At 71.6% G+C, this 24,236-nt stretch carries 26 protein-coding genes; 14 read left to right on the top strand and 12 right to left on the bottom strand.

The annotated features are described in order from the left end of the window. The first annotated feature begins 77 nt into the window (after positions 1–77). From NO900_RS08515 to NO900_RS08500, 4 genes are all read left to right on the top strand, one after another. A complete protein-coding gene (locus NO900_RS08515) occupies positions 78–740 on the top strand; it encodes a DUF420 domain-containing protein (protein WP_256408786.1) in 663 nt (220 codons plus the stop codon). A gap of 75 nt (positions 741–815) precedes the next feature. After that, complete coding sequence (locus tag NO900_RS08510) at positions 816–2,138, top strand: M20/M25/M40 family metallo-hydrolase (RefSeq protein WP_256408785.1); 1,323 nt, start codon at positions 816–818, stop codon at positions 2,136–2,138. Between the two features lie 52 nt (positions 2,139–2,190). Further along, positions 2,191–2,967, top strand: coding sequence for an NAD(+)/NADH kinase (locus NO900_RS08505; protein ID WP_256408784.1), 777 nt, complete (start codon positions 2,191–2,193; stop codon positions 2,965–2,967). A gap of 24 nt (positions 2,968–2,991) precedes the next feature. Then, a complete protein-coding gene (locus NO900_RS08500; RefSeq protein WP_256408783.1) occupies positions 2,992–3,435 on the top strand; it encodes a DUF7313 family protein in 444 nt (147 codons plus the stop codon). Between the two features lie 250 nt (positions 3,436–3,685). On the opposite strand, the gene NO900_RS08495 is transcribed toward NO900_RS08500, so the two are convergent. The 7 genes from NO900_RS08495 to NO900_RS08465 all read right to left on the bottom strand — a co-directional run bounded on the left by NO900_RS08495 (position 3,686) and on the right by NO900_RS08465 (position 8,132). Further along, positions 3,686–3,970, bottom strand: coding sequence for a DUF7314 family protein (locus tag NO900_RS08495; protein WP_256408782.1), 285 nt, complete (start codon positions 3,968–3,970; stop codon positions 3,686–3,688). A 4-nt stretch (positions 3,971–3,974) separates the two neighbouring features. Beyond that, on the bottom strand, positions 3,975–4,406 hold the full coding sequence (locus tag NO900_RS08490) for a DUF7315 family membrane protein (RefSeq protein ID WP_256408781.1): 432 nt from the start codon (positions 4,404–4,406) through the stop codon (positions 3,975–3,977). A 48-nt stretch (positions 4,407–4,454) separates the two neighbouring features. After that, positions 4,455–5,243, bottom strand: coding sequence for a cytochrome b family protein (locus NO900_RS08485; protein WP_092563346.1), 789 nt, complete (start codon positions 5,241–5,243; stop codon positions 4,455–4,457). 4 nt (positions 5,244–5,247) lie between these two features. Next, on the bottom strand, positions 5,248–6,057 hold the full coding sequence (locus NO900_RS08480; protein WP_092563348.1) for a cytochrome b: 810 nt from the start codon (positions 6,055–6,057) through the stop codon (positions 5,248–5,250). Positions 6,058–6,061: 4 nt separating this feature from the next. Continuing rightward, positions 6,062–6,451, bottom strand: coding sequence for a DUF7318 family protein (locus NO900_RS08475; RefSeq protein ID WP_256408780.1), 390 nt, complete (start codon positions 6,449–6,451; stop codon positions 6,062–6,064). After that, a complete protein-coding gene (locus tag NO900_RS08470; protein ID WP_256408779.1) occupies positions 6,448–7,095 on the bottom strand; it encodes a halocyanin domain-containing protein in 648 nt (215 codons plus the stop codon). Before NO900_RS08470 ends, NO900_RS08475 begins: the two co-directional genes overlap by 4 nt. 95 nt (positions 7,096–7,190) lie before the next feature. Next, positions 7,191–8,132, bottom strand: a complete 942-nt coding sequence (locus NO900_RS08465) for a DUF7319 domain-containing protein (protein WP_256408778.1) — start codon at positions 8,130–8,132, stop codon at positions 7,191–7,193. A 164-nt stretch (positions 8,133–8,296) separates the two neighbouring features. Here NO900_RS08465 and NO900_RS08460 point away from each other — a divergent pair, with 164 nt between their 5' ends. Both NO900_RS08460 and NO900_RS08455 read left to right on the top strand, forming a co-directional pair. Continuing rightward, on the top strand, positions 8,297–8,779 hold the full coding sequence (locus tag NO900_RS08460) for a DUF7321 family protein (RefSeq protein ID WP_256408777.1): 483 nt from the start codon (positions 8,297–8,299) through the stop codon (positions 8,777–8,779). A gap of 88 nt (positions 8,780–8,867) precedes the next feature. Next, positions 8,868–9,488, top strand: coding sequence for an HAD family hydrolase (locus NO900_RS08455; protein ID WP_256408776.1), 621 nt, complete (start codon positions 8,868–8,870; stop codon positions 9,486–9,488). A gap of 34 nt (positions 9,489–9,522) precedes the next feature. Here the strand turns inward: NO900_RS08455 and NO900_RS08450 are convergent, their stop codons facing one another. The 3 genes from NO900_RS08450 to NO900_RS08440 are packed head-to-tail and all read right to left on the bottom strand — an operon-like array spanning position 9,523 to position 13,879. Beyond that, positions 9,523–11,082 (bottom strand): hypothetical protein, encoded by a 1,560-nt coding sequence (locus NO900_RS08450; RefSeq protein WP_256408775.1) that lies wholly within the window; start codon positions 11,080–11,082, stop codon positions 9,523–9,525. Between the two features lie 57 nt (positions 11,083–11,139). Next, a complete protein-coding gene (locus NO900_RS08445; protein WP_256408774.1) occupies positions 11,140–11,997 on the bottom strand; it encodes an MBL fold metallo-hydrolase in 858 nt (285 codons plus the stop codon). 4 nt (positions 11,998–12,001) lie between these two features. Continuing rightward, on the bottom strand, positions 12,002–13,879 hold the full coding sequence (locus NO900_RS08440; protein ID WP_256408773.1) for a radical SAM protein: 1,878 nt from the start codon (positions 13,877–13,879) through the stop codon (positions 12,002–12,004). A 93-nt stretch (positions 13,880–13,972) separates the two neighbouring features. Between NO900_RS08440 and NO900_RS08435 the strand changes: the two genes are divergently transcribed. Continuing rightward, positions 13,973–14,422 carry a hypothetical protein gene (locus NO900_RS08435; RefSeq protein ID WP_256408772.1) on the top strand — a complete coding sequence of 150 codons (450 nt, stop codon included), beginning with the start codon at positions 13,973–13,975 and terminating at the stop codon, positions 14,420–14,422. Between the two features lie 59 nt (positions 14,423–14,481). Here the strand turns inward: NO900_RS08435 and NO900_RS08430 are convergent, their stop codons facing one another. Beyond that, on the bottom strand, positions 14,482–15,324 hold the full coding sequence (locus NO900_RS08430; RefSeq protein ID WP_256408771.1) for a hypothetical protein: 843 nt from the start codon (positions 15,322–15,324) through the stop codon (positions 14,482–14,484). Between the two features lie 56 nt (positions 15,325–15,380). On the opposite strand from NO900_RS08430, the gene NO900_RS08425 reads away from it, so the two are divergent. Continuing rightward, the gene (locus NO900_RS08425; protein ID WP_008004573.1) at positions 15,381–15,536 is read left to right on the top strand and encodes a DUF7559 family protein; all 156 of its coding nucleotides are present in this window, start codon (positions 15,381–15,383) and stop codon (positions 15,534–15,536) included. A 4-nt stretch (positions 15,537–15,540) separates the two neighbouring features. Beyond that, positions 15,541–15,969: an Hsp20/alpha crystallin family protein gene (locus NO900_RS08420; protein ID WP_256408769.1), complete on the top strand. Its 429-nt coding sequence runs from the start codon at positions 15,541–15,543 to the stop codon at positions 15,967–15,969. 39 nt (positions 15,970–16,008) lie between these two features. Here NO900_RS08420 and NO900_RS08415 read toward each other — a convergent pair whose 3' ends face one another. Then, the gene (locus NO900_RS08415) at positions 16,009–17,220 is read right to left on the bottom strand and encodes an NAD(P)/FAD-dependent oxidoreductase (RefSeq protein WP_256408768.1); all 1,212 of its coding nucleotides are present in this window, start codon (positions 17,218–17,220) and stop codon (positions 16,009–16,011) included. A 512-nt stretch (positions 17,221–17,732) separates the two neighbouring features. On the opposite strand from NO900_RS08415, the gene NO900_RS08410 reads away from it, so the two are divergent. The 5 genes from NO900_RS08410 (at position 17,733) to NO900_RS08390 (ending at position 24,222) form a co-directional block, all read left to right on the top strand. Further along, positions 17,733–18,764: a glutathione S-transferase family protein gene (locus NO900_RS08410; RefSeq protein WP_256408767.1), complete on the top strand. Its 1,032-nt coding sequence runs from the start codon at positions 17,733–17,735 to the stop codon at positions 18,762–18,764. A 133-nt stretch (positions 18,765–18,897) separates the two neighbouring features. Continuing rightward, positions 18,898–19,119 carry a hypothetical protein gene (locus NO900_RS08405; protein WP_256408766.1) on the top strand — a complete coding sequence of 74 codons (222 nt, stop codon included), beginning with the start codon at positions 18,898–18,900 and terminating at the stop codon, positions 19,117–19,119. Positions 19,120–19,587: 468 nt separating this feature from the next. Further along, on the top strand, positions 19,588–21,819 hold the full coding sequence (mutL, locus tag NO900_RS08400; protein WP_256408765.1) for a DNA mismatch repair endonuclease MutL: 2,232 nt from the start codon (positions 19,588–19,590) through the stop codon (positions 21,817–21,819). A 115-nt stretch (positions 21,820–21,934) separates the two neighbouring features. Further along, positions 21,935–23,482, top strand: a complete 1,548-nt coding sequence (locus tag NO900_RS08395) for a methyl-accepting chemotaxis protein (protein WP_256408764.1) — start codon at positions 21,935–21,937, stop codon at positions 23,480–23,482. After that, the gene (locus tag NO900_RS08390) at positions 23,479–24,222 is read left to right on the top strand and encodes a bacteriorhodopsin (RefSeq protein WP_256408763.1); all 744 of its coding nucleotides are present in this window, start codon (positions 23,479–23,481) and stop codon (positions 24,220–24,222) included. The genes NO900_RS08395 and NO900_RS08390 overlap by 4 nt, the downstream gene beginning before the upstream one ends. Positions 24,223–24,236: the final 14 nt, after the last annotated feature.

Below are 24,236 nucleotides of genomic sequence, written 5' to 3'. Positions count from 1 at the left end.
CCGTCCCGATCGCTCTTCCCGTCCCGACCGCCGGGAGCACCCGAAGCCGACTTATCGCTCCGTTCCCTCCCTCCGATATGTCCACCGCCAGCGTCCGCGACCGGGCCAAGGAGCGGGCCGGCGCGATCACCGCGCTCCTCACGATCGTCGGCTACGGGGCCGTCGGCGGCGTCTTCCTCGTCCCCGAGTTCCAGGCGCTGTTCCCGACGCTCACGCAGGGGACCGTCGACCTGCTCGCGCACGCCATCGCCGCGGTCAACACCGTCACGATCGCCACGCTCTCGCTCGGCTGGTACTGGATCCGCAACGACGAGGTGAAGAAGCACGCGGCCGCGATGACGACCTCGTTCGGCCTCATCCTCCTGTTCCTCGGGATGTACCTCCCGAAGGTGGCGGGCGGCGGGACGAAGGAGTTCGTCCTCGACTCCGCGTACGGCTGGGTCCCGCTGTGGGACTGGGTGTACCCCGCGTACCTGATCATGCTCGCGGTCCACATCCTGCTCTCCGTCGTCTCCGTCCCCGTCGTCCTCTACGCGATCGTCCTCGGGCTCACGCACTCGGAGCGGGAGCTCCGAAACGAGACCCCCCACCGCCGGGTCGGCCGGGTCGCCGCGAGCGCGTGGATCCTCTCGCTCGCGCTCGGCGTCGTCACCTACCTCCTGTTGAACCACCTGTACGACTCGACGTTCGCGGCCGCCGAGGCCGCGACGGTCCTGCTCCCGGTCGTTCCGGCCGTCTGACCGACTCCCGGTCCGACCGCCGGCCCCGTCCGCCGCCACCGAAACGCTTGACCCGCGCCCCGGCCACCCACACCCATGACCGACTGGATCGGCGACACCTTCACGAGCGACGCCGGCTGGGACCACCTCGAATCGCTCGTCGACCTCGACCACCGCATGGCCGGCTCAGACGGCGAGCGCGAGGGGCTGGAGCTGACCCGCGACGCCCTGGCCGACGCCGGCGCGCGCAACGCCCGGATCGAGGAGTTCGAGATCCAGGGGTGGGAGCGCGGCGACAGCGCGGTCCGCGCCGGCGACGAGACGCTCGCGGCCGGCATGAACGCCTGCATCGCGCTCCCGCGGAGCCCGAGCGGCGAGGCGACCGGCGAGCTCGTCGACCTGGGCTACGGCGTCCCGGAGGACTTCGAGGCCGACCTCGACGGGACCGTCGTCATGGCCTCCTCCGACACTCCCGACTCGGTCGACCGGTTCGTCCACCGCCGGGAGAAGTACTACCGCGCCGTCGAGGCCGGCGCCGCCGGCTTCGTCTTCGCGAACCACGTCGAGGGGACGCTCCCGCCGACCGGCAGCGTCGGCACCGCGGACGCGCCGGTGGGTGAGATCCCCGCGGTGGGCGTCTCGAAGGAGGTCGGCGCGCGGCTCGCCCGCCGGAACGAGGGCGACGAGCTGACCGTCGCCGTCGACTGCGAGACGCCCGACGCGACGAGCGGGAACGTCGTCGCCGAGCTCGGCCCGGACACCGACGAGCACCTCGTCGTCTCCTCGCACGTCGACGCCCACGACGTCTCGCAGGGCGCGATGGACAACGGGGCCGGGACGGCCACGGTCGTCGAGGTCGCGAACGCGCTCGCCGCCCGCGAGGACGAGCTCGACCGGCGGGTCCGCTTCGTCGCCTTCGGCGCCGAGGAGGTCGGCCTCGTCGGCTCCTCGCGGTACGCGGAGGGCCTCGACCCCGACCGGGTCGCGGCCGTCGTCAACGTCGACAGCAACGTGTTCGGCCGGACCCTGAAGCTCGACCACCACAGGTTCGACGCGCTCGCGGCGGCCGCGGAGCGCGTGGCCGACCGCTTCGACCACCCCCTCTCGCTCGGCGCGGAACTGGTCCCCCACAGCGACCACTGGCCGTTCGTCGAGCGCGGGATCCCGGGGTACATGGCCTCCGGGGAGACGGAGGGGCGCGGCCGCGGCTGGGGCCACACCGGCGCGGACACCCTCGACAAGCTGGAGCCGCGGAACCTCCGCGAGCAGGCGATCCTCCTGACCGAACTCGTCGTCGAGCTCGCCGACGCGTCGGTGACGACCGAGCGGCGGGACCGGGACGCGATCGCGGCGGCGCTCGAAGCGGAGGGGAAGGCGACCGGGATGAGGCTCACGGGCGACTGGCCCTTCGGGGAGTAACCCCCGCCGCGAACCGGGAGGTTTTCACCCGCGCCGGCCGCACCACTCGCGTATGGAACCGTCGGAGCGGGGCGTCGCGGTCGTCGGCGACGAGCGGGCGGCGGCGCTCCGCGACGCGCTCGCGGGCCTCCCCTACCGATCGGTCGAGCGCGCCGCGGCCGACGCCGTCGTCGCGGTCGGCGACGACGCCCTCCGCGACGCCCTCGCGGGCGCGCCCGACGCGCCGGTGGTCCCGGTCGGGTCGCGCCGGCTCGCCGTCGACGCCGACGACGCGGAGCGCCGCCTCCGGGCGCTGCTCGACGCGGCGCTTTCCGGCGAGGGCGACCCCCTTCCCGACCGGCGCGAGCGACGCGGCGGCGTCCGACGCGTCGCCCACCCGATCCTCGCGGTCGACTCGGGCGACGGCGCGCCGCTTCGCGCCGCCTTCGACGCGGCCCTCGTCACCGTCGAACCCGCCCGCATCTCCGAGTTCGCCGTCGACCTCGCCGGCGGGGCGGACGAGGCGTTCCGGGCCGACGGCGTCGTCGTCGCGACCCCGCTCGGGAGCGACGGCTACGCCAACGCCGCCGGCGGGCCGGTGGTCGAGCCCGGCGGCGGCCTCTCCGTCGCGCCGATCGCCCCGTTCCGGACCAGAACGGACGCGTGGGTCGCCGCGGAGCGGCTCTCGGTCTCGGTCGAGCGCGAGACGGAGTCGGTCGCCCTCGTGGTCGACGGCGAGGAGCGGGCGGTCGTCGCGCCGCACCGGTCGGTCGCGATCGAGGCGGTCGACTCGGTCGCGCTCGTGACGCTCGCGGGCGCGAGCCGTGCGCGGCGATCGGAAAGGCTCTAATAACTCGTCGCCGGATGTGTCGACATGGACCCACTGCAGTTCCTCGTTCCCCTCGGCTGGCTGTCCGCCGTCGGACCGGTGCTGCCGTACGCGATACTGACGATGGCGGTGGCGAACCTCGCGACGCGTCACCTCGCGTACCGCCGTCACGTCGAGCAGGGCACCGCCGGCGACGAGGTCGAACCGTACACGCCGCACGCGGTCACGAACATCGGACTGCTCCTGTTGAGCTTCCTGTTCGTGCTCGACGCCCCGGTTAGCGGTGTGATCCTCTCGGTGCTCGTGATCACGATGCTCGTCGCCGACCTCTTCGAACTGGAGGCGCGCAACGTCGAGGCGCGCAACGACATGCCGATCGAGGCCCCGAAGAGCTCGATCGCCGCGTCGCTGCTCGTCTTAGTGTTCGCCGCCTACTACGCCCTGTGGTTCCTCGTCGCGGGGCTCTGGGACCAGTTCGTCATCGCGTAGCGCCGCGGGGCCGTCGCCGGGGACGACGCCCGCCGTGCGGTTCCGTTCTCTCGCGGTTTCGCCCCCGATACCATCGGAACGCACCCTTAATCGCGACCCGTTCTCACGCGCGTCGCCTGAGCGACTCGGCTCGTGATCGACGCCCGTGAACCGAGCGCGGTCGCGAGTCGCGAATCGACGGTCGGCCGACGCTCGTCGCTCGCGCTGAATCGCGGGGGAGGTCGTCGGAGACGAGGTGGAAAAGGGCGGATCAGTTCGCCGCGTCGCCGTCGGCGTCGTCGTCGAGGGCGTCGCGCAGCTCGCGGCTCGCCGGGATCAGCACCCAGAACGTGAGCGCGCCGAGCACCATCACCCAGAAGAACGCGTCGCCGGCGACCAGCCCGACCTGGCCGTAGGCGCTCTCGATCCCCTCGGCCGGGTTGACCAGCTGCACGACGTCGTAGTACGAGGGCGTCCGGTACCAGCCGCCGAAGGTGAGCCAGCCGAGGCCACCGAGCGTGAACAGGGCGAACCCCTTCATGAACTCGTCTGCCATTACCTTACGATTCGCCGGAGCCGTCTTGAGACTTTCCCATCCCCCGGCCGCGGAACCGCGTCCCCAACACGTACACCGCCGTTCCCGCGACGATGAACGCGATGCCAGTGATCGCCAGCGCGGCGACGAGCGCGTCGTTCGACGGGTAGAGGCCGGCGCTGTTCAGGAGGTAGACGATCGTCGTCCGGACGAAGCTGATCTGCAGCGTCGCGGCGTCGACGAGCGTGAACCCGATCAGGTACGCGACGACGGCCGCGAGCGTCGAGAAGACGGTGACGGCCTTGTACAGGCGAAACGGGACGACGATCTCGCGGCCCTCCGGGCCGACGCGGGGACCGGTGGGCTCGCTTCGGGGGTCCTCCCGCTCGTCGGCGGCGATCGGGTCGCCCGTCTCGTCGAACGCCTGTGCGTCGTCGCGGTCGGTGGATGATGACATCGAGTAGTGGTGCGGCGGAAGAGAACCGGAACCGGGCGTTCGAGGCCGTTACTTCGGCGGGCGCAGCATGTAGTACCGCCGGTTCAGGTCGTACATGTACCCCTCACGCATCGTCTTCAGCACCGCGTAGGTGATGATGCCGCCGGCGACCGGCAGCATGAACGTCAGCGTGAGCAGCAGGTCGAGCGAGATCGGGAAGAAGTTCTGGACCGCGAGGCACGCGAGCGTGAACGCCAGGATGACCCCGGTCACGCCGACGGCCGCCCAGAACGGCTGCTCGACGGGGCGCCGCGCGCTCCCCTTGTTGAGGAACGGCACGAGCGTGATGACGCCGAAGACGACCCCGTGAGCCAGGATCCCGAGGAACTCGTTCGAGATGGCGATGTTGCCGCCGAGCACCGCCAGGCTCGGGTTGAGCGGGTTGAGCTTCAGCAGCCCGAACGACCAGTAGAGGTACCAGTCCGGCAGGATGATCGCCGGCGTCGAGCCGGGGTTCGCCGGCTCGCCGAAGTGGGCCGGCATCAGCGCCGCGACGAGGATCATGATCCCGACGAAGAAGCTCGTGATGGCGAGGTTCCGGATCGTCTCGTGGGGCCACGTCGGGAAGCCGAGCACGTCGCGCTCGACGTACGTCGACTCCGCGCGCAGGTCCTCGTCCTCGCGGCGGGAGCGCTCGAAGTACTGGTAGGTGAGCTGAGCGAGCCCGCTGGAGTGCTCCTTGCGCTCGGTCCAGGTCGGCGTCTCGTCGTCCGGCGGCACGGTCGCCGGCGGACCGCCGTCGGTGCGCGCCTCCTCGTCGGTGCCTCCGTCCGTCATGGGGGTGGTGTCGTCGGTCATTGGATTAGTGCGGCTCGGCGATCCCCTGCACCCAGACGATGCCGACGTGGAGCGCGATGAGCCCGGTCACCACGAACGGCAGCACGAAGACGTGCAGGATGTACATTCTCACGAGCGTCGCCTGTCCGAGGGTGAAGCCGCCGAACAGGAGCTGCGCCGCCCACTCGCCCACGATGGGGGTCGCGAGCGCCATCTCGACGCCGATCTGTGCGGCCCAGAACGACAGCTGCTTCCACGGGAGCACGTACCCGGAGAAGCCGAACAGGAGCGTCAGGCCGATGAGGACGATCCCGAGGATCCAGTTGACCTCGCGCGGCTCCTTGTAGGAGCCGGTGAAGTAGACGCGGAGCATGTGCAGGAACACCGCCGCGACCATGAACTGCGCCGCCCAGCGGTGGATGGAGCGGAGCATGTAGCCGAACTGGACGTCCGTCATGATCATGACGAGCGAGTCGTACGCGGCCGTCGGGTCGCCCTGCGCGGCGGCGCCGGCGGTCGACGGCGCGTAGTAGAAGCCGAGCAGCGCGCCGGAGACCGCCGCGACCAGGTACGCGATGATCGACAGCGATCCGAGCGAGTAGAGCGGGTACCAGTACCAGAACTTGTTGTCGAGGTCGTACTGCTCCGTGTGGCTCTTCGGCATCTGCATGTTCGCGCGGTAGTACATCGTCTCCAGGAGTTCGAGGTAGTCGACGATGCGGAGCCGCTTGTCGAGCCAGATGAGCGTGGTGAGGAACGCGGTCTCGATGACCGTCAGGTCCTGCTTCTTGAGCCACGCGTTGTGGTCCATGTCGTCTTGTTTCTTGAGGCTCATTGTGTCACTTCTTGTAGTACGGGTAGATCGCCCGCTTGACCGTCTCCATCGCGCCGCCGGTGTCGAGCTCGTTGCCGTCCTTGTCCTCCTCGCGGACGTAGAGGTCCTCCCACTTGCGGCGGCGCTTCTTCACGATCATCACGTCCGGGAGGAACTCCTTGCGGTACAGTAGGAGGATGAACGCGAGGTCGATGAAGATCATCGCCAACAGCGCGCCGGTGTACATGTTGCCGAACTCCGTCGAGGCCCAGGCGGACATGAGCCCGTAGACGAACAGCCCGACGAACACGACCTCGATGACGGTGAGGAGCACGATGGCGATCGCCGCGGCGGTGCTCTCGCGGGCCGGCTCGTACCGGTGGATGTCGCCGTACGAGGAGCCGCCGGAGCTCATTGCGCACCCCCGTGGCCGGTGTGGGCCGACTCGCCGTACTTCAGCAGGTAGAACGTGAACACGAACGTGAGCGAGATGCCGAGGATGGCGGCGATCCCGACCCAGTGCGCGTGGAGCGGCACGCCCACCTTGGCGATGTTCTCCGGCCACCCGTCGGACGCCCCGCCGACCTCGACGGTCGGGACGTCCCCGCCGACGGCGATGCCGCCGTGCATCCCCGTCGCGGTGTGGGGGACGCAGTGGTAGTGGGTGATGCCGGCGTCCTCCTCGGTCACCTCGTACTCGTAGGTGTACCCCTCCTCGCCGACCGGGTCGCCGCTGTTGAGACTCGCCGGACCGCCGTCGTCGACGGTCACGACGTTGTGCGCGCCGCCGTTCCCGGTCCACTCGAACGTGATCGTGGTGCCCGTGTCGACCCACAGCTGGGTCGGGTCGAACGCGAGCCCGCTGTCGCCCGCGCCGACCTGCACGGTCACCTCGCTCTCCCCGCGGGCGTCTCGGTACGACCCGAGGTTCCCGCCGGTGACCCCGCTCGGCCAGTCCGGTTGTTGCTCCTGTGCGGCGGCCGTTCCGGTCGCGCCCGCACCGGCCGCGACCGCGGCGGTCGCACCGCCGGCCGTCCGCACGAATTCCCGCCTTTTCATACAGGTTCACTCAGGACGGCGTGCGCTTAAACCCACCGACTGAATCCGTCGACGGGGGGAGGTTTACAGGCCCTCTATCCCGCGATATCGGCGCTTCACTCGTCGACCTCCTCCTCCTCTACGACCCCCCCTTCGACCGGCACGAAGTCGGGGCGCTCCTTCGCCTCGCGGAGGGCCCGCAGCCGGTCGCGGTACTCCTCCGAACGGAAGCGGTCCGAGAGCCGCGCGTTCGCCACCATCACGAACAGGAAGAGGCCGACGAGCAGGAACACGATCCCCATCGCCGGCGCCACGATCGTGTCGAGGTCGGTCAGGAACGTGGCCGCGAGCAGCGCCGCGCCGGCGAGCACCTGCACGACCGCGATCACCTGCACCATCAGGTTGCCGAACTCGCCGGACCCCTCGGGGACGGTGTCGGGGTGCGGGAGCGACCAGTCGTCCGGCGGCTCCGGCACGTCGTACGACTCCATCGCCGCCAGCGCGACGACCGGCTCGATGTCGCGCAGCACCGTCCCCTGCCCGGTCACCTCCCCGGTCGGCCGGACGATGGCGTACCCCTCGTCGGAGTAGACGAGGATCCGCTCCTCGCCGTCGGCGCGGACGCGCTCCAACACGCCGAACACCTCTCGGCCGGCGATCCGCGACTTGAGCTCCGCCTCGGCGCGTTCGAGCAGCCGGTCGCCCGTGATCCACGAGTCGGGGTCGAAGGCGGCGTCCCACTCGTCGGCGCTCATCCGGGCCATGTCCGACGGGCCGAAGTCGTCGAAGTCGTACTCCTCCTCGACGCGCCGCCTGAGCTCGTCGAGGTCGTCTGCGTCGCCCTCGACGGTCGGCTCCGTCTCGTCTCCGGGCCGATCGCCGTCGGAAGGGGTCTCGGCGTCGGAGGGGCTCTCGGCGCCGGAAGGGGTCTCGGTACCGGGAGACGCGTCGTCGCCGGAAGGGGTCTCGGTACCGGGAGACGCCTCGCCGCCGTCGGAGTCGCTCGGTTCCCGGTCCGGTCTCGGCTCCGGCTCCGAACCCGTCGAGGTGTCCTCCATCGTCCGCCCGTACGGACTCCGGACGCTAACTGTTTTCGTCCGCCGCCCGCGCCGCGACGTCGACCGCCCGGTCGCGTCGGCGAGGGCCCCGCTCGACGTGGGGGACGCCCGCGGCGACGAGCGGATCGGGGAGTTTTACGCGCCGGGGCCCGAAGCGTCGATCGATGGTAGACGAGTCGGTCTTCGCGGCGCTCGCCGGCCTCTCGGTGACGACGAGTCTCCCCTTCCTGCTGTACGGGGCGTGGATCATGATCGACGCCGAGACCGTGAGCTGGAACGTCCTCACGCACCACCTCTGGTATATCGGCACCGGGCTGGCGCTGACCACGGTCCCGATCGTCGGGTGGATGATCCCCCGCCTCTTCCGGCGGCTCTCCGGGCTCGCCGTGATCCACGCGTTCCTCGGACTGCAGGCGTACGCGCTGCTGGCGTTCGCGCTCACCGGTATCGTCCGGATCTTCCAGGCGAAGCGGAACGCCGACGCCTACGACGACCCGGACGTCGACATCGACGAGATCCACGAGGACATGAGCCACTGGCGCGCCCGGCTCCGCGTCGGCGTGGCGGGCTTCATGCTCCTCTGGCTCTGCGCGTGGGTGACGGGGCTCTACCGGTTCTACTCGATCCACGTGGCCCCGGCGATGTGAGGCGGGGCCGCCCGCCTCTCCGCCGTCGCATCGACCCCGTTTCGTCGACCGACAGCTTCAATCCCGTTTTGTCCCAAAGAGGGGTATCGTGGCAGTCACCTTCGACCTGTTCGGGACCCTCGTCGACGTCGAGTACCCCTCGGACCCCGCGGAGATCGTCGCGCGGGAGCTGGAGTCCCGCGGCGTCGCGGTGCCGGACGACTGGCACGTCGCGTACGGCGAGCGACACGTGGACGCCCCGGCGGGCGCGGAGGTGCCCCTCCCGGCCCACGTCGCGCACGCCCTCGACTCCCGCGGCGTCGACGCCGCGGAGAACGTCGTCCGACACGCCGTCGTCGCGGCGTTCGACCCGGACGTGGCCCGGCGCGACGGCGCCCGTGACGCCGTGCACGACGCGGCCGAGCGGGGGCCGGTCGGGCTCCTCTCGAACTGCGCCGTGCCGGAGCTCGTCTCCAAGACGCTGATCCGCGCGGGCCTCCGCGGCGAGTTCGACGCGGTCACGACCAGCGTCGGCTGCGGGTGGCGCAAGCCCCACCCGAAGGCGTTCGAGGCCGCCGCCGAGGCGCTCGACGTCGCCCCCGAGACGCTGATCCACGTCGGCGACGACCCCGCCACCGACGGCGGCGTCGCGGACGTCGGCGGTCGCTTCGTCGACGTGACGGAGACGCCGCTCCGCGCGCTGTCCGGCGAGCTGGAGGCGGAGCCCTGAGCCCGGACGGGCACGTCTCCGCGGCCCCGACCGATCAGTCGAACCGCCCGCCGAGCGACACGTATCCGAGGCCGAGCGTCGCGCCCCAGAGCACGTGACCGAAGAGGCCGATCGGCGGGAGGTTCGGCAGCGTCGCCGGGACGCCGACGGCCCGGAGCCAGACCGGCATGAGCAGCCCGGCGGCGACCAGCCAGAGCAGCGTCCCCCACCCGACGCCGGCGAGGCTCGCGCCGAGCGGACGGTCGAGGCGCGTCCGGGCGTCGGACCTGGACGCGACGGCGACGAACAGGAGCGCGAACACGACGCTGTGGAACAGGTGCGTGATCCAGCCGATCGCGACGTTCTCGACGCCGTACAGGGCGCCGATCACCGGGAGGACGCCGCTCGTCGACCAGTAGAGGCCCCCCATGGCGACGCCCGCGCCGATCCCCGCGACGACCGCCCGACGCAGGTCCGGGTACTCCACGCCGACCGCGGCCGCCGCCGCGTCGACGCTCGCACGGGGGAGCCGCACCGCGATCCGCGTCTCGTCGCCGCGATCGACCCGGATCGACCCGTCGTACTCGCCGACGAGGAGCGACGCCGCCTGCAGCGCGAACCCGTTCGTCGGGTCGTCGTACTCCGGAAACGAGCCGCGTTCGAGGACGTCGCGCTGTCGATCGGACGGCGGGGTCCCGTCGTCGACGACCGCCGCGGCGGCCGCGTGTCGCCCGGCCGTCGTCTCGATCCGGACGCGCTCGGCGCCGCGGACGTCGACGGCGTGTTCGATCAGCCGCTCGAACACCACCGAGAGCCGGTCGTCGGCCTCGACCGCGAGCGGCTCGGCGGGCTCGTCGCCCCCGGTGTCGGCGGACCCTCCGGCGTCGTCGCCGTCGGCCGGGGCGACGAGGTCGATCGACGCCGCCCGATCGGACGTCTCCCCGTCGCCGGCCGACTCGATCCCGGCGCGAACCGCCGCGGCGAGCGAGACCGCGTCGTCCGACCCGGCGTCGGCGATGGTTCCGACGCCGTCGACCGTCGACTCGATCCGCTCGGCGCCGCGGCGAATGGCGTCGACGGAGCGGTCGCGGTTCGCGTCGTCGCCCCGGAGCAGCTCGGCGTGGCCGTCGATGATCGCCGCGGCGTTCAACACCTCGTGACGGAGGAGCCGGTTGATGAAGCGCGCGCGGTTCGCGCTGCGCATGATCGCCGCCCGCCGCCGCCGGAGGGACGCCTTCCGGTGGCCGTTGACCATCCCGCCGATGGCGCCGGCGAGGAGGACGTTCGCGACGAGCAGCTGGGTCCCGATCGCCGCTCCGATCATGTCCACGCCGGTCGCCGCGACGGTGACGGCGAGCGCGGCCGTCATCGCGCCGGTCCCGAACAGGCAGCCCCGGCTGACGTCGGCGACGTACGCCGGGGAGAACGCGCCGACCCCGAGCGCGACGCCGGCGACGGCGACCGCGAGCCCGACCACCAGCGACCCGACGGTGGCGGCGACGGCGAGCGGTCCGCCAGAGAGCACGACCGCCTCCGCGACGAAGAACCGCGTGACGACGAACCCCAGTCCGGCGACGATCGGCCCCCCGTATCGGCCGAGGAGCCGGGTGGACATCGGCGGATCGCCGGCGACATCCGACATATCCGTCCCATTCCGGTGCGCAACGTATAACTACGGCGACGGGTCGCTCCACGACCCGTCGATCCGCCCCTCCGCCGCGAGCTTCTCCAAGTGCGCGACGACCGTCGCCCGCGCGAGGTCGGCGACGCCGGTCAGGTCCTTCTCGTACGCGGCGTCGACGACCGCGTCCACGTCGCTCGCGCCCTCCTCGACCGCCGCGAGGACCGCCCGCTCCCGGTCGAGCCGGTGATCGATCAGTCGGTCGCAGACCGCCTCGGGATCGTCGATTGCGGGACCGTGCCCCGGGTAGAGCCGGTCGTAGCCCGCATCGCGGACGCGTTCGAGGCTGTCGAGGTACCCGCGGAGGTCGCCCTCGGGCGCGCCCACGACGACGCTCCCCTCGGCGACGGCGAGGTCGCCGCAGAGGAGCTCCCGAGGCTCGGCGGCGTCGCCCCCGTCCCCGCCCGTCGGTCCGACCGCGAAGGCGACGTGGTCCGGTGCGTGGCCGGGCGTGTCGACCGCGCGGACGGCGGTCGGGCCGACGGGCTCCCCGCCCTCGAACGTCCCGTCCGGCTCGACGCCGGTCGCCTCCGCGAACCGCTCGACGTGGTCGGCGCGCGCGAGGACGGGCGCCCCGGTCAGCTCCGCGTACTCGGCGACCGCGCCGACGTGGTCCGGGTGGGCGTGGGTGACCGCGATCGCGTCGACCGCGGCGGCGTCCCCTCTCTCGTGGCCGCCGTCACCCACCCCGTCGACGCCGACCGCGGCGTCGAGCGCGTCGGTGCGGGCCGCGGGGTCGACGAGGAGTCCCGCCGCGACGTAGGCGTTCGTCGTTCCGCCGGGCGCGCGGGTGTCGACGGGGACCGGCACGCGCTCGACCGACGACTCCGGGTCCGGCGCCGCGGGCATCTCCTCAGTCCCCGCGACCGACGGAGGAGCCCTCGCGCCGGTCGAGCAGCGACCGCGCGGCCGGACCGGGCCCGGACCCGGCGCGCTCGCGGCCGGGGATCGGGACGTCCGTGTCGTCGGCGACGGCGAACCGCGAGAGGTCGGCCACGCCGGCGTCGACCTCCCCGACCGAGCCGTACGGCCGCCCGACGACGACGTCGCCGGCCTTGCTCCGGTTGATCCCGGGGATCGCCGTCAGCTCGTCCATCGACGCCGCGTTGACGTCGAGGGGGTACGGGACGCCCGTCACGGAGCGGTAGCCGTGGTCGGTGATCGCCACGTCGATGGCCGTGCCGAGCTCGCGCTCGCCGGGGACGGCGACGAGGAGGGCGTACGTGCTGAGCTGGCGCCCGAACGTCTTCCCGTCCTGGTGGTACTCCAGGTGGACGTCCGGGAGGACGGTCCCCGGCGGGACGACCCGGTCGAGCATCGGGTTGTCGACGGTCTCGCGCACCTCCCGCTTGTACGCCTGGAACCGGTCTTTGTGCTCCTGGGCGATGTCCGCGCCCGTCTCCGCCATCTCCGTGCCGGCGAACGCCATCACCTGCCGGATGTTGATCCGGCGGAGCATGAGCCCCTCGTCGTAGACGGTCTGGAGGAACCGCTTGTTGTGCTCGTACGTCTCCGGCCGCTCGCCGGCGAGCCCGTGGACGAGGTTGATCCCGGGCAGCAGCTTCGGGAGCCGCGGCGAGGCGTCGGGCCCGGTCGAGGGACCGGTCAGGCGGTCGTCGGGGCCGGGCGTCGCCTCCGGGTCGTCGCCCGGCCGCCAGCCGCCCTCCTCGTTGACGACGCGGACCGCCTCCAGGCACTCCTCGGCGGTGACGAGCAGGTTGTTCTGCTCCTGCACCACCGGGTCTGCCGACTCCAGCCCGAACGCGGCGGTGTCGCCGGGCGTGTTGTGCGCGGCGATGACCCGGATCGCCTCGCGGGAGGCCTCGGGGTAGTCGGTGATCGTCACCGGGTTCATGTTGTCGAGGTGGAGCGTCCGGAGGTCGGGCGCGACCTCGCGGATCCCGCCGTACAGCTCCCGGAGCGCGTCGGGGTTCGGCGCCTCGCCGTCGCCGCCGAACGCGAGGATGTCGGCCTGCCGGCCGAGCCGGAAGTGCCTGACTCCCCGGCCGGAGAGCGCGTCCACCTCGTCGACGACCGACCGCGCCTCGCGGAACGCCGGGTCGCCGTACAGCGGCTCGGTGCAGAACGAGCAGCGGTAGGCGCAGCCGCGGGAGGTCTCCATCTCGCAGATGAGGTAGTCGGGGTGGTTCGGGTGCTGCTCGACGACGAACGCCCCCTTCTCGGCCCACCGGTCGATCTCGGCGTTGTCGCGCATCCGGTTGCCGAACCCCTCTAACCCCTCGCGCACGAGGTCGTACGCGGCCGCCTCCACGTCGCCCATGGCGACGAAGTCGTAGTCGAGGTCGTCGCGCTCGGTCTCCGTCGCGCCCGCGTTCTCCTCGCCGACGCCGAACCGCACGGGGCCGCCGAGGAGGGTCACGCCGTCCGCGGTCCAGCCGAGCTCCCGGACCTCGTCCGGCTCGGCGGGGGTCCCGCCGACGTACTTCCCGGGGACCGTCATCCCGCCGACGTACACCATGAGGTCGGCGTCGGCGACGTCGGCGCGCTTCGAGCGGTCGTCGCGCAGCTCGTCGATCGTGTGATAGGTGATCCGCGACTCGGGGACGCCCGCGTCGACGAGCGCGCCGGCCGTGTACCGCGGGTACGTCGAGATGTACGGCGGCACGCCGAAGTGCGCCGGCTCGTCGACGTAGCCGTCGACGACGGTGACGGAGAGGTCGGCCGGATCGGGCGGGAGGGAGCCACGACCGGCCGCGGGCGAATCGGTCATGTTACGCCACTGTAGTCGGCCGAGACGGGAAAAGCGTGCGGAACGTCGGGGGGCGTCGGATCGCTTATGACGGAACGCGCGGAAGCGCCGACTATGCCCTCCGAGACGCCCTCCACCGGTGAGACGCGCTCGGGCGACGGTCCCCCCTCGGCCGCCGACGAGCCCTCTCGCTGGCAACGAGTCGGAAACGCCGTCTCGCTCGCCGCGCTCTGCGCGCTCGCCGCGATACAGTTCCTCGGTGCCGATCCCCGGCCGTGGGGGCTCGCAGCCGGCTGGGCCGCGGCGACCGCGATCGGCCTCGGACCGGTCGCGTGGCTCGTCCGCGACCGCCTCTCACCGGAACGCTACGAGACGCTGACCTACGTCGCCTTCGGCGCCGCGATCCTCGCTATCTCCGTCGGGCTGGGCGTCGCGCTCGCGTTCGGGGTCCCGTCTTACCCGTACGGTCCCGGCTTCCTCGCCGGCGTGGCGGTCGGCACCGTAGTCGTCACAGTCGCCGAGCGCGCGGTCGTCCCGGAGCGGCTCCGGGGAACGGCGGTGTGAGCCGGGAGCGATCGGAGACGAAACACGGCGAGTCGCGTTCGCGGGTCACCGGATTCGCGCTAGGCGTGAATCCATCCCTCTACGTCCGGCACGCCCTCCGGGAGTTCCGCTCCGCCGTCGACGTGCCATTTAAACGTCGAAAACGCGGCGACGAGGCTGTCAAACGCGTCGGCCTTGGAATCGCTCCCGATCAGATCGAACAGCTCGTCGGTCTCGCCGGCGTACGAGACGGACTCGCGGCCGAGTATCGACTCCGTGACTTCGCGTCGGAACTCCGGATCGTCGTTCTCGTCCTTGTACGTCTCCGAGTCGACGCCCAACCGCTGCTGCAGCGTCGCAGCCGGATACGTCTCCACGAGGGTGGTCTCGGCGGAGCGGCTCTCGTTACCGAACGGCCAGACCGTGACCTGTTCGGAGAGGACGAGCGGGCGAAGCAGATCCTGGACGCCGAAGTAGGTCAACCGATAGATGAACCGATTGTACGCACACAGCCCTCCGAACCGATCGTCACACCGGCGTTTGATCTCCTTCCGCTCCCCATCGGTTCGCAGCTGCGACCTGCCGTGACAGGTCTCTTGGAAGTCGCCCGGGCCGGAGAAATGAGTCGGAAACGCCTCCAGAAACTCGTGCCAGTCGTCCTCGACGACGATCGCCTCCGGAAGTGAGAACGGGAAATCCAACCCCGCGACGACGGGGCCGTCGTACGACAGGAGCTCGCGCCGAAGGGCGCGGTACGTCGCCCTTCGGCTCCTGGGACTCCCCGACAGTTCGGCGGCGGGGATCGGCTCCTCCAGCGCGACCGCTCCCTCGTCGACGGTTCCGCGGGTTATCCACGTGTGATTCCAGCCGTTGCTGCCGGAGGCGCTGACGTCTGCACCGATGATCCGCACTGAGGACCCCATGCACGGACGGCCGCCGCCACGCCGTTTAAGCCCTCGCCGACACAACGGCCTCGTATATGCCATCGACGATGGAGGTCAAGTGCGAGAGCGACGACTGCGAGCTCGACATGTTCGAGAACCACTACACGTACGACGTGCCCGACGACCACGCGGTCGAGGACCTGTCGTGTCCCTACTGCGGCGGGAGCGACCTCGCCGAGATCGAGGTGTGAGCCCGTGAGCGGATTCGTCGAGACGGGTCGATCGGTCGTCCGCCGCGTCCTCGAACGGGCCGGCCGCGGGTGGAGCAAGATGCAGGAGCGTCGGCCGCTCTCGTACGACCTCCTCGAGAGCGACGACGCCTACCTCGTCGTCTTCGACGCCCCGGGCGTCCGCGGCGAGGACCTGAACGTGACGTTCCTCGACCACACCGTCGAGGTCGAGCTCGACCGGTTCCGCGACTTCTACGACGGCTACGAGATGCTGTTCCCCGGTCGCGGCGTCTCGCTCTCCGGAACCGCCGACCTCCCACGCGACGCGAACGTCACGCCGGAGGGCGCGAACGCGACGCTGACGCGCAACGGAACGCTGCAGGTGGAGATCCCGAAGGACGACGACGCGCGCGACGTCGCGGTCGTCGAGGAAGGCGACGCCGACGAGCGCTGACGCCGACGAGAGCCGATTCCGACCCGCTCCCCTCCCGGTTCACTCCCCGACCCGTCCCTCGACGGACATCCCCTCCGCGATCTCGAAGGTCTCGTCGCCGTCGAACCGGTCGGGGTCGAACGCGCCGATCCACGGCGACTCGGGAGCGTCCGCTCCGGTCCCGTCGAGCGACGCCAGCACGCCCTCCGCGACGAGCTCGCCGACCGCCGGCGCGCGCATGAACCCGTGGCCCTGCCAGCCGGCGGCGACGAAGAGCGCGTTCGAGCCATCCACCGGGCCGACGAGCGGGTCGCCGTCGGGCGTCGCCGTGCAGAGCCCGGCCCACGCCCGCTCCGGGTCCGGGTCGGTCTCGCTCGCGGCCTCGACGCGCTCGCGGAGCGTTCCGGCGACGGAGTCGACGAACCAGTCGTCGGCCTCGCGGTCGTACCCGTCCGGGTCGGCCGGGACCGGCTCGGTCCCGTCGCCGGCCAGCAGCCCGGTCGGGTGCGGCCGGAGGTAGACGCCCGCGGTCGCGTCGTAGACCATCGGGCCGTCGTAGGGGGTCCGGGTCGTCAGCGCCTGCACGCGGTAGGGGACGACCGGGACCTCGACCCCGGCGCCGGCGAGGACGTCGGCCGTGTGCGCGCCGGCGGCGACGACGACCGCGTCGAACGCGTGGGTCTCGGTGCCGCTCTCGCCCCCCGCGTCGACCCGGAGGGCGGCGCCGTCGTCGCCAAGCAGCGAGACGGCCGTCTCGGTCTCGACGGCGACCCCTTCGCGGCGCGCCCGCCGACCCGTCGCCGCGACGTAGCTCGCGGGATCGCACCACCCCGCGTTCTCGGCGACCGCGGCGACCGCGAGGCCGTCGGTGGCGATCGGGAACCGGTCGGCGAGCGCGTCCGGGTCCGTGAGGGAGACGTCGCGGCCGTGCGAGCGCATCCGGTCGACCATCGCGGGGACGGCGTCGGCGTCGGGGTCGCCCTTCCGGACCGCGATCACGTACGGGCACGGCGAGAACGAGAAGCCGGGCAGCGAGCGGTCGAACGCTCGGAACCGCTCCATCGCGCGGGCGGCCAGCGCGGCGTCGACGTCCTCGGCGTACGCGTCGTACAGCACGCCGGCGGCGCGGCCCGAGCTCTCGGCGCCGAGCGAGCCGCGCTCGTAGAGCGTCACGTCGGCGCCGCGGGCCGCGAGGTCGGCGGCCGCGGTGACGCCGACCGCGCCGCCGCCGACGACCGCGACGGTCGTCGCACCCGCGTTTCGGTCGGACATACGTCAGGGGTCTGCGGCGGGACTCGAAAAGCCACCGGCGCCGACGATACGAGCTATGTATCTGCAACACTGTAACGCGGCGGCGCGCCTCCGAGCGGCCGCCGACGGCGGCCGTGAGGACCCCGCGAGGGACGCCGCGAGCGCAGCGAGCGGCGAGGCTGGGGAGGCGTGAGGTGCGGTCGCGGTACAGGGTGGGATTCAAAGGGGCAGCCGGCGAGGACGGCACAGGCGATGCAAGCACCGCAGGGAGCGAGCAAGGCGAGCGACCGAGGAGCGCAGCGAGCGTGTGCCGTCCTCGCCGGCTGGGGCTTTGGAGGGGTCTGCCGTCGAGCAAGCGTCAACCGATCATGAGCGAGCGGCCGGGACTTCGAAGCTGTCTGTCTAGTCAATGCCGTTCCCGTGGCTACGACCGACAAACCAATCGTTCGCTCCGTACCGACTCCACGCCTCGTCCGGCCGGGTGACACGCACGTCCCCGCCCACGTTATGGGCGTCGAGCCCGTGGATCGGGTATGAACCAACTCGTCGACGGCGAGTGGCGGACCGACGCGTACGAGGCGACGGACGAGGACGGCTCGTTCCAGCGCGGCGAGACGACGTTCCGGAACTGGATCGCCGGCAGCGACGTGCCCGACCATGTCGACGCCGAGCCGGACGAGCGGTTCCAGCCCGAGGCCGGCCGGTACCACCTCTACGTCTCCTACGCCTGTCCGTGGGCGCACCGCACCCTGCTCGCGCGGTCGCTGCTCGGCTTAGAGGACGCCATCGGCGTCTCGGTCGTGGACCCGTACCGCGCCGAGGACGGCTGGCAGTTCACGCCGGAGAAGGACGGCTGTACCCCGGACCACCTCCACGGCAGCGACTACCTCCGCGAGCTGTACGTCGCGGCCGACCCCGACGCCACCTGTCGGGTGACCGTCCCCGTGCTGTGGGACACCGAGGAGGAGACGATCGTCAACAACGAGTCGCGCGAGGTCCTCCGGATGCTCTCGACCGCGTTCGACGACCTCGGCAACGGCGTCTCGCTCCTGCCCGACGTCGACGACGAGGCGACCGTCGCGGACGTGGACGAGGTCATCACCGAGATCTACGAGCCGGTCAACAACGGCGTCTATCGCGCCGGCTTCGCGAAGTCCCAGGAAGCGTACGACGAGGCGATCGACGACCTGTTCGACGCCCTCGACCGCTGGAACGACCACCTCGCCGACCGGCGCTACCTCGTGGGCGACTCCCTCACCGAGGCCGACATCTGCATGTTCACCACGCTGATCCGGTTCGACCAGGTGTACCACACCCACTTCATGTGCAACCGGCAGTACATCCACCAGTACGAGCACCTCTGGCCGTACCTCCGCGACCTCTACCAGACGGAGGGCGTCGCCGAGACGGTGAACATGGACCACATCAAGGAGCACTACTACACGACGCATCCGGACGTGACCCCCTCCGGGATCATCGCGCGCGGCCCGGACCTCGACTGGGAGGCGCCGCACGACCGCGAGCGGCTCGGCGGCGAGGCGCCGACGCCGACCGCCGACGACTGAGCGTCCGGCGACCCGGTCACCACAGCCTTATTATTCCCCGAATTACCTGATCGGACGTACGCCTCGACCGAACCCGTCGGAGACGACGCCGACTGCCGGACATCTCTCCGGCTTCCCTCCATCAGTTCATCGCATGACCACGCGCTTACGGAACTGGCTGCTCGGACTCACGGTGGTCGCGCTGCTCGCCGCGCCCGCGGGCGACCTCCTCGACATTACGCTTCTCGTCAGGGTCGCCGTCCCGACGTTCTTCCTCGCCGCGGCGAGCCTGTTCGCGGTCATGACCGTCACGAAGCTCCTCGACGCCGTTCGGTCGTCCGGACCGGACATGCACGACCCGACTCGGACCGAGTAGACCGATACTCGGTCACATTGTACCACGCTGATCGTTTATAAACGAATGACGGCAGATCGACCGTGGACTCCTCCAAAGCCCCAGTCGCGAGGACTCGCGCGGCTCGCTGCGCGCTTCGGTCGCTCGCTCCGCTCGCTCCCTGCAGTGCTTACCGCGCCGTGCTTCGTCCTCGCGACTGCCCCTTTGAACCCCACCCCGCCCCGCACCGCGACCGCACCTCACACCTCCCCAGCCTCGCGGTTCGCGCTCTCCGAGCGCTCACCGCGTCCAGCGAGGGACGGGAGGTCCCTCTGGCAGCCGGCGCGTAGCGCCGGCGACCTCGCGCGTGCTCCTCGGCCGCGAGGCGGCCTCGGAGGCACGCGCCACCGCAGTTCGGTTTATAAACAGTCACTCTCATACATCGTCCGTCCTAGGTCGCCCTCGGCGACAACGGCTTCAAGTGCGCGCTCGTCCGACCGGATGTAAGCAATGGAGCCGCCGAACATCGAGCGGTTGGACGAGCGCACCGTCCAGCGCATCGCGGCCGGCGAGGTCGTCGAGCGCCCGGCGAGCGTCGTCAAGGAGCTGATCGAGAACAGCCTCGACGCCGGCGCGAGCCGCGTCGCCGTCTCGGTCGAGGCCGGCGGCACCGAGGGGGTCCGCGTCCGCGACGACGGCGTGGGGATCCCGGCCGACCAACTGGAGGCGGCGGTCGCCGAGCACGCCACCTCGAAGATCGGCGACATCGAGGACCTCGATCACGGCGTCGGCACCCTCGGCTTCCGCGGCGAGGCGCTGTACACCGTCGGCGCGGTCTCGCGGCTCACCGTCCGATCTCGTCCCCCCGGCGCCGACGCGGGCGCCGAGATCACGGTCGAGGGCGGCGAGGTCGGCGAGGTCCGACCCGCGGGCTGTCCCGCGGGGACGACCGTCGAGGTCGAGGACCTCTTCTACAACACCCCCGCTCGCAAGAAGTTCCTCAAACGGACTGCGACCGAGTTCGACCGGATCAACACGGTCGTCACGGGCTACGCGCTCGCGAACCCCGACGTCGCGGTGTCGCTGGAGCACGACGGCCGCGAGACGTTCGCGACCGAGGGGAACGGCGACCTCCGGTCCGCGGTCCTCGCCGTCTACGGCCGCGAGGTCGCGGAGGCGATGGTGGACGTGGAGTGGGAGCCGAGCGACTCGGACGTCGACCCGCCCGTCCGCCGCGTCACCGGCCTCGTCTCGCACCCGGAGACGACGCGCTCGACCCGCGAGTATCTCGCCACCTACGTCAACGACCGGTACGTCACCGCGAGCGCGCTCCGCGAGGCGGTGCTGGAGGCGTACGGCGGCCAGCTCGCCCCCGACCGCTACCCCTTCGCGGTGCTGTTCGTCGAGGTCCCGCCGGGCGACGTCGACGTGAACGTCCACCCGCGCAAGCTGGAGGTCCGGTTCGACGAGGAGCCGGCCGTGCGCGCCGCGATCGAGGAGGCGGTCGAGGCGGCGCTGCTCGACCACGGGCTGATCCGCTCGACCGCGCCGCGCGGGCAGTCGGCGCCGGACCAGACCGAGATCGACCCCGAGAGCCGCGAGACCGAGGCCGTCGGCGGCGCCGGGACCGACCACGAGCGCGCGGCGCTCGGCGACCGCGACGGCGAGAGCGGCGGCGCCGACGGCGGCGGCGCGGAGACTCCAGACGAGACCCCGACCGGCGCCGCCGAACTGGACCCGACCGACGACGACGCGTGGGCGGTCGGCGACGCGGGCTCGGCGGGCGATATCGACGCCGGCGACTCCGCTCCCGACTCGGACGGGTTCAGCGGGCCGACCGATTCCGCCGACTCCGCCGACCGCCCCTCGCCGCGGAGCTGGCAGTCGGATCCGGACGACGGAGGGGAGAACGGGAGGGACGGTGGCGTTGACGCCACCGAGGCGGTCGCCGGGGAGGCTGACGGACTCGACCGGTTCGCTGGCGGCGACGACGCCGCCTCCGGGACGGACGACGCCTCCGACGCGCCGGACGACCGACGGGACCCGCCGACCGAGCCGCGCTCGGCCCCGACCGCCCAGCGGACTCTCGCCGGCGACACCACCGACGCCGCGGAGCGGGCCTACGAGTCGCTCCCGCCGCTTCGGGTGCTCGGCCAGCTTCACGAGACGTACGTCGTCGCGGAGGCGCCGGACGGGCTCGTGCTGATCGACCAGCACGCGGCCGACGAGCGGGTGAACTACGAGCGGCTGCGGGACGCCTTCGCCGACGGCGCCGACGCGCAGGCGCTCGCGGAGCCGGTCCGGGTCGAGCTCACCGCGCGGGAGGCGGCGCTGTTCGACGACTTCGACGACGACCTCGCCGCGATCGGGTTCCGCGCCGAGCGCGCGGGCGAGCGCGAGGTGGCCGTCGAGTCGGTGCCGGCCGTCTTCGACGCCGCGCTCGACCCGGACCTCCTCCGCGACGCCCTCTCGGCGTTCGCGGGCGACGCGGCCGCGGGCGACGAGCCGGTGACGGACGTCGTCGACGAGCTGCTCGCGGACCTCGCGTGTTACCCCTCGATAACGGGGAACACCTCGCTGACTGAGGGCCGGGTCGTCGACCTGCTCGACCGGCTCGACGCCTGCGAGAACCCCTACGCCTGCCCGCACGGCCGCCCGGTCGTGATCCGGCTCGACCGCGACGAGATCGGGTCGCGCTTCGAGCGCGACTACCCCGGCCACGCCGGCCGGCGCGCGGAGTGACGGGGTCGATCGCCGGCCTCTCCGAGGCCCGAGTTCGGCGACGGTCCGCGTTCAGTTATCAGAATTGATTCGTTTGGGTACGTGACTTATTTACCGGTCCGTGGAAGCGCGGGGTATGGGCGTGACAGGAGTCAAACGCAGTTACGGTCTCAAGCTGGGCCTCGGATACGTGGCGACGGGCGGGTTCGTCGTCGCCGTCGGGCTGGTGACCGGCGAGGTGAACGCGACCATCGTCGCGGCCGTCGCCGGCCTCCTGACGCTGGGGTCGATCAACGCGGCCGAGACGATCGCCAGCGTCACCGAGATCGGTGTCCAGACGCGTCGCGTCGCCGAGGGCGACATCGACAGCGAGGTGCGCTCCACCCGGACCGACGAGTTCGGTCGGCTCGCGGAGTCGATCGAGGAGATGCGGGTCTCGCTGAAGTCGCGGCTGGTGGAGACGGAACGCGCGCAGGAGGAGGCCGAGGCCGCGCGGACCGAGGCGACGGAGATGGCCGAGCGGTACCGCACCACCGCGGAGCGATACGGCGACGTGATGGAGCGGGCGGCCACCGGCGACCTCACGCAGCGCGTCGACGTCGACGACGAGAACGAGGCGATGGCGACCGTCGGCGAGTCGTTTAACCGGATGATGGACGACCTGCAGGACACCGTCGAGACGGTGGCCGCGGTGGCCGACCGGATCGAGACGGACGCGGGCGAGATGGCCGAGATGAGTAACGAGGTCGAACAGCGCGTCGCCGGCGCGACGGGGAGCGCGGCGACGATCCGCGGCCAGGCGAAGGACCAGCGCGCGGAGCTCGAGTCGATCGCGGCCGACATCGAGACCGTCAGCGCGTCCGCCGAGGAGATCGCGGCGACCGTCGACGACCTGTCGGACCGGAGCGAGACGGTGGCGGAGACGAGCGACGACGCCCGCGACTCCTCGCAGCGCGCGTTAGAGGAGATGGCCGAGGTCGAATCCGAGGCTGAACGCGCCGTTGACCGGGTCGAACGGCTCGAAGAGGGGATGGACGAGATCACGGAGATCGTCGACATCATCGGCGAGATCGCGGAACAGACGAACATGCTCGCGCTTAACGCCTCCATCGAGGCGGCCCGGGCGGACGGCTCCGGCGACGGGTTCAGCGTGGTCGCCGAGGAGGTGAAGGGCCTCGCGGAGGAGACGCAATCACGCGCGAACGAGATCGACCAGATGATAGACGACATCGCCGACCAGACCGAGGCGGTGACGGTGTCGATCCGGTCGACCCAGGAGCGCGTTCAGAGCGGGACCGACACCGTCGAGTCGACACTCTCCGACATCGAGGCGATCGCCGACTCGGTCGACGAGATCAGCAGCTCGCTGGCCGAGATCCGGCGGACGACCGCCGACCAGGCCGACACGGTACAGGACACCGCCGGCTCGGTCGACGAGATCACCGAGCTCAGCACCGAGACCGCGGAGACCGCGGAGGAGGCCGCGGCGGAGGTACGGGAGGGACAGTCGGTCGTCGAGGACGTGTCCGACTCGCTGCGCGAGTTCCAGACCGACGCCGTGACGACGCTCCAAGACCGGGTCGCGGCGTTCACCGTCGAGGGGGACGGGCCGGCGTCGGACGCTCTGCCCGTCGACTCCGGGACCCCGCGCTCGCGGGCGACGACTGACGGGGGTGCGCGATGACGGCCGCCGTCACCGCCGCCTACTGGCTCGCGGCGCTCGGATTCCTCGTCGGTGTCGGGATCACCGCGGTGCTGTACGCGACGCTGACCGATTCGCGGGACCGCGCCAGACTGGCCGCGCTGGCGGTCATCCCGGGGTTCGCCGGGGTCGCCTACGCCGGTATGGCGCTCGGGGTCGGCACGGTGACGATCAACGGGACCGAACTGGTCGGGCTGCGCTACGCCGATTGGCTCGTCACCACGCCGCTTCTGGTCGGCTTCATCGGCTACGTCGCCGGGGCTTCCCGGCGCGCCATCGCCGGGGTGATGGTCGCCGACGCGCTGATGATCGCGTTCGGTGCCGGGGCCGTCGTGGCCGACGAGTCGCTCAAGTGGGCGTTGTTCGCCGTCTCCGCGGGCTTCCACCTCTCGCTGTTCGGGTACCTGTACGTGGTGTTCCCGCGGTCGGTCCCGGACGACCCGATGCAGCGGGGACTGTTCAGCCTGCTCAAAAACCACGTCGGGCTGTTGTGGCTGGCGTACCCGTTCGTCTGGCTGATGGCCCCGTCGGGCATCGGCTTCACCGGCGCGGTCGGCGCGGCGCTGACGTACGCCTTCCTCGACGTGCTGGCGAAGGTGCCGTACGTCTACTTCTTCTACGCACGTCGACAGGCGTTCACCGACGTGGTGTCGGCCGCGTCCGCGAGCCGCGACGACGCGCCCGCCGCGGCCGCCGACGACGCCCCCGCCGCGGCCGACTGACGGCGGGCGCCCGT

This window comes from Halorubrum rutilum, assembly GCF_024494565.1.
The sequence above is the reverse complement of the archived record's forward strand: the minus strand, read 5'-3'. Positions and strand labels throughout refer to the sequence as shown.